This window comes from Phenylobacterium sp. (assembly GCF_016124325.1).
Classification (GTDB): domain Bacteria; phylum Pseudomonadota; class Alphaproteobacteria; order Caulobacterales; family Caulobacteraceae; genus Phenylobacterium.
The window spans coordinates 84469-96387 of record NZ_WGNY01000010.1 but is presented as its reverse complement, the minus strand read 5'-3'; the positions used below and the strand labels follow the sequence as shown (position 1 = coordinate 96387).

At 70.7% G+C, this 11919-nt stretch carries 10 protein-coding genes; 5 read left to right on the top strand and 5 right to left on the bottom strand.

Going from position 1 to position 11919, the window contains the following annotated elements; all coding sequences use genetic code 11:
* On the bottom strand, positions 1 to 3938 hold a 3938-nt coding region (locus tag GC203_RS05015), incomplete at its 3' end, for a Calx-beta domain-containing protein (protein WP_293451956.1).
* A 287-nt stretch (positions 3939 to 4225) separates the two neighbouring features.
* Between GC203_RS05015 and GC203_RS05010 the strand changes: the two genes are divergently transcribed.
* The gene (locus GC203_RS05010; protein WP_293451954.1) at positions 4226 to 5476 is read left to right on the top strand and encodes a glutamate carboxypeptidase; all 1251 of its coding nucleotides are present in this window, start codon (positions 4226 to 4228) and stop codon (positions 5474 to 5476) included.
* Positions 5477 to 5479: 3 nt separating this feature from the next.
* Here GC203_RS05010 and GC203_RS05005 read toward each other — a convergent pair whose 3' ends face one another.
* Positions 5480 to 6118: a DsbA family protein gene (locus GC203_RS05005; RefSeq protein ID WP_293451952.1), complete on the bottom strand. Its 639-nt coding sequence runs from the start codon at positions 6116 to 6118 to the stop codon at positions 5480 to 5482.
* A gap of 95 nt (positions 6119 to 6213) precedes the next feature.
* Between GC203_RS05005 and nthA the strand changes: the two genes are divergently transcribed.
* The 3 genes from nthA to GC203_RS04990 are packed head-to-tail and all read left to right on the top strand — an operon-like array spanning position 6214 to position 7797.
* Entirely contained in the window at positions 6214 to 6834 is a 621-nt protein-coding gene (gene nthA, locus GC203_RS05000; RefSeq protein WP_293451950.1) for a nitrile hydratase subunit alpha, read from the top strand.
* Positions 6831 to 7481, top strand: coding sequence for a nitrile hydratase subunit beta (gene nthB, locus GC203_RS04995; protein WP_293451948.1), 651 nt, complete (start codon positions 6831 to 6833; stop codon positions 7479 to 7481). The genes nthA and nthB overlap by 4 nt, the downstream gene beginning before the upstream one ends.
* Positions 7468 to 7797 (top strand): nitrile hydratase accessory protein, encoded by a 330-nt coding sequence (locus tag GC203_RS04990; RefSeq protein WP_293451946.1) that lies wholly within the window; start codon positions 7468 to 7470, stop codon positions 7795 to 7797. Before nthB ends, GC203_RS04990 begins: the two co-directional genes overlap by 14 nt.
* Positions 7798 to 7810: 13 nt before the next feature.
* Here GC203_RS04990 and GC203_RS04985 read toward each other — a convergent pair whose 3' ends face one another.
* Positions 7811 to 8170, bottom strand: coding sequence for a DUF6481 family protein (locus tag GC203_RS04985; protein WP_293451944.1), 360 nt, complete (start codon positions 8168 to 8170; stop codon positions 7811 to 7813).
* A 73-nt stretch (positions 8171 to 8243) separates the two neighbouring features.
* Positions 8244 to 8663, bottom strand: coding sequence for a nucleoside-diphosphate kinase (ndk, locus tag GC203_RS04980; RefSeq protein ID WP_293451942.1), 420 nt, complete (start codon positions 8661 to 8663; stop codon positions 8244 to 8246).
* Between the two features lie 144 nt (positions 8664 to 8807).
* On the opposite strand from ndk, the gene GC203_RS04975 reads away from it, so the two are divergent.
* A complete protein-coding gene (locus GC203_RS04975; protein ID WP_293451940.1) occupies positions 8808 to 10688 on the top strand; it encodes an ABC-F family ATP-binding cassette domain-containing protein in 1881 nt (626 codons plus the stop codon).
* On the opposite strand, the gene GC203_RS04970 is transcribed toward GC203_RS04975, so the two are convergent.
* Complete coding sequence (locus GC203_RS04970) at positions 10685 to 11851, bottom strand: DUF819 family protein (protein ID WP_293451938.1); 1167 nt, start codon at positions 11849 to 11851, stop codon at positions 10685 to 10687. The two genes, GC203_RS04975 and GC203_RS04970, sit on opposite strands and share 4 nt — an antisense overlap.
* Between the last annotated feature and the right edge of the window lie 68 nt (positions 11852 to 11919).

Below are 11919 nucleotides of genomic sequence, written 5' to 3'. Positions count from 1 at the left end.
CCGCCGGCCAGGATGTCGTGGCCCGCGCCGCCTTCCAGGGTGTCGGCGCCGTTGCCGCCCGTGAGGCTGTCGATGCCGTCGCCGCCCGAGAGGGCGTCGTCGCCGTTGCCGCCCACCAGGGTGTCGGCCCCGGCCCCGCCGAAGAGGCTGTCGTTGCCGTTGCCGCCGTCGAGCTTCTCGTCCGCCGACGTGCCCGTCAGCGTGTCGACCCCGTTTCCGCCGGTCTGGGTGGGGCCGTCGGCCACGCCCGAGATGGTCACCGAGACGCTCGCCGAGCTGGTCTCCCCGCCGGCGTCGCGCATCACGTAGGTGAAGCTGTCCTGCGCCGTCTGGCCCAGGCCCAGCAGGTCGAAGATGTCGGCGTCGGCCGTGTAGACCAGATGGCCGTCCACCACCGCCACGCTCGCCCCCTGCGCCGTCGCAGACACCGACACGATCTCAAGCGCGTCGCCCACATTGGCGTCGGTGTCGTTGCCCAGAACGTCGATCTGGACCGAGGCGTTCTCGTTCACCGCGGCGGCGTCGTCATGCGCCTCGGGGCCCACGTTGAAGTCGAAGCGCGACACGATCGCGTCGTGGTCGGTCGGCCGGTCGCCGCCCGCGACGCCGGTGTTGAGGTGGACGATGTCGAACTCGGCCGAGGCGTAGAGATCGGGCGAGGCCAGCAGGTGGTCGATCTGCTGGGCGTTGCCCTCGTAGGCGTAGGAGAACCGGTCGGTGGGATCGAGCAGGTTGGAGAGGTTGGTCAGCGCGCCGCCGGTCTCCAGCTGGTGGACCGAGTCCTCGAACTGGAAAGCGTTGAAGTCGCCCATCACCACGACCTTGGCGTCGGGGTTCGAGGCGACCAGGCCCTCGACGTACTCCTTGACCGGCGTGGTCTGGTCGAGCCGGCGCTGATCGCCGTTGTTGATCGGCGGCTGGTTGACGCCGAACGGTTCGTCGCTGCCGCCGCGCGAGTAGTTGTGGACGTCGACGACGGTGATCGTCTGGCCCGAGAAGGTGAAGTCGGCCACCAGCGGCTTGCGGCTGTTGTTGTAGGCGTCGCCGTTCGTCGGGTCGTTGTCGGTGAGCTGGTGGATCGAGTTGTCCACGTAGTCGACGCGGTCGGGATTGTAGAGGAAGCCCTGGCGGATGTTGCCGTTCGACTCGCCGCCGGTGGTGTTGTTCGCGGTGGGCGCGATCTCGATGTAGACGTAGTGCGGCCCGCCCGCCGCCACGATGGCGTCGATCAGCTTCTGGGCGGTGGCGGCGCCCGAGTAGTCGGTCCCGTTCCCGGCGCCGTCGGCGTCCTGGATCTCCTCCAGCCCCACGATGTCGGGCGAACCCATGTTGACCGCGATGTCATGGCCCAGCTGGTCGAACTTCGCCTGCGGGTCGGTGGGATCGAGGTTCTCCACGTTGTAGGCGCCGACGGTCAGGTGCGCGGCGTCGCCGGTGAGGGCCGTGGTCTCGCGCGGCGGCGCGGCGCCGGTCCCGGTGGAGCCGATCGCGGTCGGCAGCAGCTCGTAGTTGCCGCCGAAGTAGCTGATGACCCCGGTCACGTCGCCCAGGTGGTCGCCGATGCCGGCCGACGGCTGGACCTCGGCCGGGCCGACGCCGGAGTCGTAGTAGACCTGGATGCGCTCGGGGTTGATGTCGCCGTCGGCGATGGTGATCCCGCCGCGGTCGTTCATGCCGGTCGCGTTGGCGCCGAGGTCGCTGACGACCCAGGTGGCGTTGCCGGACGTGGCGTCCACGGCCTGGGCGTCCTTCACCGTCACCAGCATCCCTTCCAGCGACTCGTAGAAGTCGATGGCGTCCTGGCTGGGGTCGAACGTCGCGAAACCGTCGTCCTCGACCACCTCCGTGGGCGGCAGGCGGCCGCCGGCGCCGATGACGGTGGCCTCGACCGTCCCCGTGCCGATGACGCTGACCACGGGGCTCTCGATCTCGGTGATCGTCAGGTTGTTCGGGTCGGAACCCTGGTACTCGGTGACATTGCCTTCGACGCGGACCAGCTGGCCCACCTCGACGGTCGGCGTCGCGCCGGTGAAGACGAAGACTGCGTCCGAGGTGGCGTCGTCGCCGTCGCCGGTCGCGTCCTGGATCCAGAACCCGCGCGAGCCCGTCGTGTCGATGGCCGTGACCACGCCCTCAGTGAGCACGTGCTGGCCGTCGTAGGGCGAGGTGTGCGAGGCGCCCTGGATCTCGTAGATCTTCAGCACCTGCAGGTCGTCGTTGAGGATCGTCCCCTGCCCTTGCGGATCGACGATCACCGCGTCGCCCGTGGCGTTCGACAGGTTGAGGAAGAGGGTCTCGTTCTGCTCGGGGTCGGTGTCGCCGCTGAGCGTGACGTTGACCGTCAGGCTGGTGTCGTTCTCGGCGAACGACAGCGTTCCGGAAGCCGCCGTGTAGTCGGAACCGGCCGTCGCGGAGCCGTCCTGGGTGGCGTAGTCCACCGTGAACGCGCCGGCCAGGCCGACGCGGGTGACCGTGAAGGTCAGGATGGTGTTCCCGGCGTCGCCCTCGGCGACCGAGACGTCCGACACGTGGACCCGCGGCGTGATCGCCGGGAAGGTCTGGCCCGCGTTGACCGTGTCGGGCGACGCGCTGCCGCTCAGGACCCAGGTGAATTCGCTGCCGGCCAGGCCTTCACCCGTGCGGGCGATGGAGGTGCCGTTGGCCGAGCCGTCCTCGAGCACCCCGACATCGGTGCTGGTCATGCCGGAGGCCGCGCCGCCCGTGGCGGTCATCTCGCCTTCGTAGCTGATGAACTCGATGACGCCCGAAGGGCCGACAAGGGCGATGCCGTCGGGCGCGCCGTTCTGGATGCCCGGGGTGGCGAAGCTGATCGCGCCGAAGCCGTTGGCTTGGTCGGTGATCACGCCGCCGAGGGCGATGGTGCTGTAAACCGCCCCGCCGTTGCCGTTGTAGAGCAGCAGGGTGTAGCCGCTGAGGTCGACGCCGGCCTGGCCCGCCACCTCGACGAACTCGCCCACGTCGCCGCCGGAGTTGTCGTAGTGGAACTCGTTGATCCAGGGCGTCAGGGTGGTGGTCGCCGCGGCGTCGTCGTTGGTGATGGTCCCCTGGCCCTGGGCGTCGGCGATGGCCACGCCGCCGGTCGCGCCGGAGAGGTTCACCAGCAGGGTTTCGTCGGACTCCACCACGGTGTCGCCGTGGACGGTCACCGAAATCGTCTGGCTGGCCGGGCCGCCCGCCGCGAAGTGCAGCACGCCCGACGTGGCGTCGTAGTCGGAGCCGGCCGTCGCCGTGCCGTCCTGGGTGGCGTAGTTGACGTCGAAGTCGCCGGTCGTGTCGCTGCGCGTCACGGTGAACTGCAGGACCGTGTCGCCGGCGTCGCCTTCGAGGATGGCCACGTCGTCGATCCCGACCGTCGTGCCGCTGCTGATCGTGAAGTTCGCGGCGTAGCTGACGGGCGTGGTGTCGTTGGTCGTCCAGTTGGCGGGATCGGCGATCGCCGACAGCAGATCGGACGCCGAGCCGCTGGTGGGGCCGGTGTAGGCCCCGTTGTCGGGCCCGAACGCCAGGGCGGTCGATCCGAAAGTCAGGCCGGTCGGAACGGCGCTGGTGTTCGAATTGGTCGCGTCGCCGGCGTAGGTCGTGTTGCCGTCGGCGAAGTCCAGCGAGAACAGGGGCGTCGGGCTGCCCGCCGCGCCCTGGTAGGCGATGATCTGATCGCCGGAGGTGGACGGATTGAGACTGCCCGTGAGGCCGGTGAAGGTGACCACCGTGCCGGCGGTCGCGCCCTCGGCCGGCGCCGTCCAGCTCACGGTCCCTTCCCCGGCGCGGAACCCGCCGGCGGCCAGCCAGCCGCTGTCGGTGAAGTTGATCGTCGTCGACGCATCGACGTCGCGGAGCAGGACGAAGGCGAAGGACTTGCCCCCCGTGTCGGCGGCGTAGCCGATCAGCGCGAGATCGCCGGGCGAAAGCGTGGTCATTACTCAGGTCCGTCTGTTCGAAGGTTGCGCAAGGCGAGGCGCAGGCAGCCTCACCCGCGGCCGGGACGTCCCGGCCAGGTCGTCGAGATTTCGGACGGACTCCCCCCGCCCACGATCACTCGCTGACGCTTGGCTCGCACTGCGCCAGCGTCAACGGCAATCTGTTAACTCGCTTGCGTGACAGACTTGATTCATCAGCCCAAAATCGCCGCGACAAACGTCAGCGACGCTCGCCGCGCGGGCGCCGCGCCGCTATGCACAGCAAATCGCCGAATGGGGTCTCGAACATGGACGTGAAGACGTGGCTGGCGCTCGCCGCCGTGGCGATGGCCCAACCCGCGCTCGCCGCGCCGAAGACAGTGGCCAAGGACGCGCGCCTGTGGGCGGCCGCCGAAGCCGCACGGCCGGACCAGCTCAAGCTGCTGGAGCAGGTGGTCAACATCGACTCGGGCACCGGCGACGTCGAAGGCGGCCGCAAGGTCGCCGACGTGCTCGTCCCGCGCCTGGAGGCCCTGGGCTTCCAGGTGGAGCGGATCCCGGCCGAAGCGCCCGACCTCGCCGACAACCTGGTCGCCACGCTGAAGGGGACGGGCAAGGGCCGCATCCTGATGATCGGCCACCTCGACACCGTGTTCGGCCCGGGCACGGCGGCGCAACGGCCCTTCAAGATCGTGGGCGACCACGCCATGGGCCCCGGCGTCTCCGACGAGAAGGGCGGCGTGGTCGAGGGCGTCTACGCGCTCAAGATCCTGCACGACCTCGGCTTCAAGGACTTCAAGCAGATCGTCTTCCTGATCGAGTCGTCCGAGGAGCGCGGTTCGCCCGGCACGCGCGGGCTGATCGACAAGCTGTTGAAGGACGCCGACGTCGAGCTGAACCTCGAACCCGGCGATCCGCCCGACGCGGCCACGGTCTGGCGCAAGGGCTCCAACGTCATCGTCGTCGACGTGGCGGGCAAGGCCGCCCACGCCGGCGTCGCCCCGCACGAGGGCCGCAACGCCGCCGACGAGCTGATGCACCAGCTGGACTCCATCAAGCCGTTCCCGAAGTTCGGCGACGGCATGACCCTGAATCTCACCCTGCTGAACGCCGGCTCGCGCTACAACATCATCCCCGACACGGCGCAGGCGACGTTGAACCTGCGGGTCCGCGACAAGGGCCAGGTGGACGCGGTGATGTCGGCGCTGGAGGCCAGCGCCAAGGCGCCCTCGATCGAAGGCACGACCGTCACCGTCCATCGGGACACGTCCTATCCGCCGCTGCCCAACAACGCCGCCACCGACGCCCTGGCCGACCGCGCCGCGGCGATCTATGCCGGCCTCGGCCGTACGCTGGGGCGCGGCGGCAACGGCGGGGCCTCGGAATCGGCGCTGGCGAACGAGGCGGGCGTGGCCGCGCTGGACGGCCTGGGGCCCGTGGGCGGCGGCTTCCACTCCGACCTGGAGTACCTCGACCTGACGACGCTGACGCCGCGGCTCTATCTGCTGGCCAAGCTGATCCAGGACGTGGCGGTCAATCCGCCGCCGCCGGCCAACTAGGCGTCAGGCCGCGATCCGCGAGATCCAGTCCCTGAGCACCGCCAGCACCTGCTCGGCCGGGGCGTAGCCGCGCGCGACGACGCCGTAGACGCCATGCTCGTTGGGGCCGCCGATCAGGGTCGGAAAGCCCGTGACCCCCGCGCGCTGCGAGGTGGCGTAATCGCGCCAGGTCTCCTGCTTGGCCGCGTCCGAGGCCCAGTCGGCCAGGAACTCCTCGCGGTCCAGCCCCAATTCGGCGGCGAGGTCGGCCAGCACCTCGCCCGAGGTGACGTCCCGCGCCTCGGCGTAGAAGGCGCGCTGGGCCGCGGCGAGGTAGCGCACGGCCACGTCCTGCCCGTGCCGACGGACGACCACCACGGCGCGGGCGGCCGGGTCGGTGTCGTAGACGAAGGTCCCGGTCCGGAGCAGCGAGGCGTCGAACGGCAGCCCCGAGGCCTCGTGGACATGGCTCCAGTGGGTCGCGATCTCGTTGGCCGCCTCGGGCGTCATGGGCCTCTCGGTCCCGGGCCGCAGGCCGCCCATGATGACGCGCACCGGCAGGGCGTTGCCGTAGGCGTGTCGGATCTCGTCGACCACCGGCGAGAAGCCGTAGCACCACGAGCACATCGGATCGGCGAACAGGATCAGGTGCGGACCATCCATGGCGGCCTCCTTCCCGGAACGATGATCGCAGGCATCGCCCGGCCGGTCACCCCCCGCCCTTCCCTTTCCGCCGCCGCGGCGCCAACCTCGCGCCCATGGCGCACGACCATCACGATCACGACGGGCATGGCCACGACCATGGCCAGGAGCCTCCGTCCGACATGGCGCTTCGGGTGAAGGCGCTCGAATCCCTGCTGGTGGAAAAGGGGCTGGTCGACCCGGCGGCGCTGGACGCGATCGTCGACCACTTCGAGCACAAGGTGGGACCGCGCAACGGCGCGAAGGTGGTGGCCCGGGCCTGGAGCGATCCGGCCTATCGCGAGCGGCTGCGCGAGGACGCCACCGCCGCGATCGCCGAGCTGGGCTTCAGCGGCGCGCAGGGCGAGCACATGGTGGCTGTGGAGAACGGGCCCGGCGTCCACAACCTCGTCGTCTGCACCCTGTGCTCCTGCTACCCCTGGCCGGTGCTGGGGCTGCCGCCGGTCTGGTACAAGTCCTCGCCCTACCGATCCCGCGCGGTGATCGATCCGCGCGGCGTGCTGGCCGAGTTCGGAACCGAGCTTCCCGCCGACACCGAGATCCGGGTCTGGGATTCCACCGCCGAGGTCCGCTACCTCGTGATCCCCGAGCGGCCCTCCGGGACCGACGAGCTGGGCGAGGCCGAGCTGGCGGCCCTGGTGACCCGGGACGGCATGATCGGGACCGCGCGGCTATGAACGGCGTCCACGACATGGGCGGCATGCATGGCCTGGGCCCGATCGACCCCGAGGTCGACGAGCCGGTGTTCCACGCCGACTGGGAGCGGCGGGTGTTCGCCATGAACATCGCCTCGCCGACCCGGGGCAACATCGACGAGGGCCGCCATCAGCGCGAACTGATCCCGGGCCCCGAATATCTTCGCATGAGCTACTACGAGAAGTGGTTCGCGGGCGTCTGCGCGCTGCTGGTGAAGCACGGGATCGTCACGCCCGAGGAGCTGGCGTCGGGCCGAGCCGACCCCGCCGCGCCCAAGGCGACGCCGCGGCTCGGGCCGGGCGACGTCACGGCCGCGCTGAGCCACCAGGGTTCCTACCTGCGCGAGGGGCCCCGGGCCCAGTTCAAGCCGGGCGACCGCGTGCGCGCCCGCAACCTCAATCCGACCGGCCACACCCGCCTGCCGCGCTATGTGCGCGGGCGCACGGGCGTAGTCGAGCGGCTGCACGGCGTGCAGGTGTTCCCGGACAGCCACGCCCATGGCGGGGGCGACGATGCCCGGCCGCTCTATCTCGTGCGCTTCACGGCGCGGGAGTTGTGGGGGCCCGACGCCTCGCCGCGCGACAGCGTGAGCCTCGATCTGTGGGAGCCCTACCTTGAGCGGGCCTGAGACGCCGGACGTTCCCGGCCTGCCGCGCGACGCCGACGGGCCGGTGTTCGCCGAGCCCTGGCAGGCACAGGCTTTCGCCCTGACGCTCAAGCTGCATGAGGACGGCGCCTTCACCTGGAACGAATGGGCCCAGGCGCTGGGGGCCGAACGGGCGGCCGATCCCGACAACGGCAGCCGCTACTACGACCACTGGGTGGCGGCGCTGGAAAAGCTGGTGACGGCGCGCGGGCTCACGGCGGAAGCGCTGACGGCGCGCAAGGCCGCGTGGGCGGACGCCTATCGGCGCACACCGCACGGCAAGCCCGTGATCCTGTAGACGGTCGCGCCGGTCAGCCGGTGCGGCGCAGCTGGGACTTCATCTCGCGCTTGGCGCGGGCCTCGGCCTTGGCGGCCGCCTTGCGGGCCTTGCGATCCTCGCGCTTGAGCTGAAGCATCAGCTCCTCGTCGTTCTCGCGGGCCACGCGCGCCTCTTCCTCGGCCTTTTCCTTGGCCAGGCGGGCGGCTTCCTTTTCGGCGGCGCGGCGGGCGCGGACCTCTTCGAGTTCGCGCGCCTTCCTCTGCTCGCGGGTCTCGAGGACTTCGGCGGTGACGGTGGGTTTCGGCTTGAATTTCGCCAGAAGAGCTTTCCGGGCCTCCGCTTGCGCGGTGAGGCGATCGGAGAAGCTCGGCATAACCTTGCTCTCTCTCATGCTCACTTGGGTTACGGTTGGACAGAATTCAGCGGGTCGCCCCGCCGGCGGACATCCGTCGCCGTCGCGGGCCTCAGCCCACGATGTCGGCTTCGGTGAAGAACTGGGCGATCTCGATCTTGGCGTTGTCGAGGCTGTCGGAGCCGTGGACCGAGTTCTCGCCCACGCTTTCGGCGTACAGCTTGCGGATGGTGCCCTCGGCCGCCTGGGCCGGGTTGGTCGCGCCCATGACTTCGCGGTAGCGCGCCACGGCGTTGTCGCCTTCCAGCACCTGCACCACGACCGGCGCCGAGGTCATGAACTCGACCAGCTCGCCAAAGAACGGGCGTTCCTTGTGGACCTCGTAGAACTTTTCGGCCTGGGCCTTGCTCATCTTGATGCGGCGCTGGGCGACGATGCGCAGGCCGGCGTCCTCGATCACCGCGTTGACCTTGCCGGTCAGGTTCCGCCGCGTGGCGTCCGGCTTGATGATCGAGAAGGTGCGTTCGGTCATGGGATCCGTTTGAGGGTTCGAAATCGGGGAAGGTCGCGGAGGGGGCTCCGCGCGGTGGCGGCGTCTATATCGTCTTCCGAGCGCGCGAGGCAACCCGCTGGACGCCATGACGCACGGTCAGCGTTGTGCTAGGCGGCCCGCCTCATGCTCCAGATCAAGGATCTCGTCTTCGATTCCTGGGGCCGTCGCTTCTTCGACGGCGCCACGGTCACGCTGCCCAAGGACGCCAAGGTCGGCCTCGTGGGCCGCAACGGCGTGGGCAAATCGACGCTGTTCCGCCTCATCAAGGGCGAGTTCACGCCGGGCGGCGGCGACATCAGCCTGCCCCGTCTGGCCCGCATGGGTTCGGTCGACCAGGAGCATCCGGCCACGCCGGTCAGCCTGCTGGACACCGTGCTGGAGGCCGACGTCGAGCGCGCCACCCTCCTGTCCCGGCTCGAGACCGCGGCGGCCGAGGAGATGGGCGACATCTACGCCCGGCTGATCGAGATCGACGCCGACCGGGCGCCGTCGCGCGCGGCCGAGATCCTGGCCGGCCTCGGATTCTCGCAGGACGACCTGGCCCGGCCGATGGCCGAGTTCTCGGGCGGCTGGCGGATGCGGGTGGCGCTGGCGGCCAGCCTGTTCGCCGAGCCCGACCTGCTGCTGCTGGACGAGCCGACCAACTACCTCGACCTGGAAGGCGCGCTGTGGCTCGAGGCGCGGCTGAAGAAGTATCCTCACACCACCATCGTCATCAGCCACGACCGCGAACTTCTGAACGGCTCGACCGATCACATCCTGCACCTCAAGGACGGCAAGCTGACGCTGTATCCGGGCGGCTATGACGACTTCGAGCGCCAGCTCACAGAGAAGCTGCGCCTGCAGGAGGCGACCCGGGTCAAGATCGAGGCCCAGCGCGCCCACCTGCAGTCGTTCGTCGACCGCTTCCGCGCCAAGGCGTCCAAGGCCACCCAGGCCCAGTCCCGCCTGAAGATGATCGCCCGGCTGCCGCCCGTGGCCGCCGTCATCGAGGAACGGGTGACGCCGTTCGTCCTGCCGTCGCCCGAGCGCCCGCTGGCGCCGCCGCTGCTGCGCCTCGAAGGCGCGGCGGTGGGCTATGGCGGCCCGCCGATCCTGAAGCGGCTCGACCTGCGGCTCGACATCGACGACCGCATCGGCCTGCTCGGCGTCAACGGCGCGGGCAAGTCGACCTTCGCCAAGCTGGTGGCGGGCGCCCTGACCACCGAGGCCGGCAAGCTGCACCGCAGCCCGCGCCTGAAGGTGGGCTGGTTCCACCAGCACCAGATCGAGGCGATGGACCCCGACGACACGCCGCTGGAGATCATCCGGCGGATCATGCCGGAGGAGACCGAGGCGAAGCGGCGCGCGCGGCTGGCGCAGTTCGGCCTGGGCCACGAGAAGGTGGAGACCACCGTCGCCAACCTGTCCGGCGGCGAGCGGGCGCGGCTGCTCCTCAACCTCGTGGCGCTGGAAGCCCCTCACCTGCTGATCCTCGACGAGCCCACCAACCACCTCGACATCGACAGCCGCCGGGCGCTGCTGGAGGCGCTGAACGACTACGAGGGCGCGGTGATCCTGATCACCCACGACCGGTCGCTGATGGAACTGGTGGCCGATCGCCTGTGGCTGGCCGCCGACGGCACGATCACACCGTTCGACGGCGACATGGACGACTACGCCGCCTTCGTCCTCGACCGGGCGCGACAGGCGGCCCGCGCGCCGACCCAGGTCCGCGAGGAGGCGCCGCCCCCGCCCCCGCCCCCGCCGTCCCCGCCGCCGAGAGCCAAGGTCCCGACCGGGCCGGCGCGCCGCCGGGCCGAGACGGCCGAGGCCGCGCTGGCCAAGGCGACCGAGCTCGTCGCCATCATCGACCGCGCCCTGACCGATCCGGCCACCTTCACGGGCGATCCGGAGAAGGCCGCTGAGCTCGGCCGCAAGCGCGACGCGGCCCAGGCGTCGCTGGAAGCCGCCGAACTGGAGTGGATCGAGGCCCAGGAGGCCTACGAGGCGCTGAAGGGCTAGCCGCCCGACAGCACGGCCACCGTCGCGAAACCCACGTAGGAGCCGAGCGCGCTGCCGAGGCTGCCCATGAGGATGCCGGGGAGGACGAGATCGTCGCGCCCGAGGCCCTCGGCGAGCGCGAAGGACGTCGTGCCGCCGCCGATGTTGGCGTTGGAGGCGACCGCCATCACCGCGGGATCGGCCCGCAGCAGCCAGCCCGCCGCCACGATCACCACGCCGTGGACCGCGATCAGCACGGCGACGAAGGCGAGCAGGGTCAGGCCCAGCCGGCCGGCCTGCACGAGGGCGGAAACGTCGGCGCTCGCGCCCACCACCGCCAGGAAGAGGAAGGCGGCGAACAGGCTGAGCGGCTTGGCCTCGACCAGCCGGTCCACGCCCGGGATCTGCGCGACGATCAGGGCGAGGGTCGTGACGATCAGCGCCCCGGGGATCGCCAGGCCCAGATGGCCGAGGGCTTCCGAGGCCGCGTCGGACACGGCGACCGCCGTCACCGCCATGGCGGCCGGGATCGCCAGGCCCAGGACGCCGGTGATCGCGGGCCCCGACGGCGAATGCGGCGCGACGTCCCTCGCCCGCCGGGCCGCCGGCGCGCCGAAACGCCCGGTGGCGAGCAGCGCCGCGGGCATGGCGAGCGTCGCCAGCATCCAGATGGTGGTCATGACGTTGTCCACGACGACCGCCGCCGCGTAGACGCCCGTCTCGCGGATCACGCCCGTATCGAGCGCCACGGCGTTGAAGTTCGCGCTGCCGCCGATGTAGGTGCCGGCGTACATCCCCGCGAGCGAAGGAAAGTCGGCGCCCAGCAGGCTGCGGATCGGCGTGACCTGGCTCGCGATCACGACACCGAGCGTCACGCCCCCCGCTCCGATCAGGAACATGGCCAGCATCATGCCGCCGGCGCGTCGGATCGCGCGCAAGTTGGCTTCGAGGAGGATCAGGAAGATCGCCGCGGGCGTGACCACGGCGAAGATCGGGTCGTAGGCCGGACCACCGCCGCCGGCCGGAGGGATGATCCGCAGGTTGGCGAGCCCCGCGCCGATCAGGATCACGAAATTGGCGGCGCCGATGCTGCGGCCCCAGCGCAGCCGCGCCAGCGCCTCGGCGGCCGCGACGGCCGCAAGCAACACCGCCAGGATCGCCAGCGGCCCCTCGATCAGCGCCACGCCCAAGCCCCCATCGCGGGATCAGCGTGCACGGCCGGCCGACGGTGTCCAGCCCGCGCCGCGCCTGG

Bases quoted from the DNA above. Each gene is read 5' to 3' on its own strand.
- nthA (WP_293451950.1), top strand. From the start codon at position 6,214: ATGGCGCACGACCATCACGATCACGACGGGCATGGCCACGACCATGGC.
- GC203_RS05005 (WP_293451952.1), bottom strand. From the start codon at position 6,118: ATGGATGGTCCGCACCTGATCCTGTTCGCCGATCCGATGTGCTCGTGG.
- GC203_RS04985 (WP_293451944.1), bottom strand. From the start codon at position 8,170: ATGAGAGAGAGCAAGGTTATGCCGAGCTTCTCCGATCGCCTCACCGCG.
- GC203_RS04975 (WP_293451940.1), top strand. From the start codon at position 8,808: ATGCTCCAGATCAAGGATCTCGTCTTCGATTCCTGGGGCCGTCGCTTC.
- GC203_RS05010 (WP_293451954.1), top strand. From the start codon at position 4,226: ATGGACGTGAAGACGTGGCTGGCGCTCGCCGCCGTGGCGATGGCCCAA.
- nthB (WP_293451948.1), top strand. From the start codon at position 6,831: ATGAACGGCGTCCACGACATGGGCGGCATGCATGGCCTGGGCCCGATC.
- ndk (WP_293451942.1), bottom strand. From the start codon at position 8,663: ATGACCGAACGCACCTTCTCGATCATCAAGCCGGACGCCACGCGGCGG.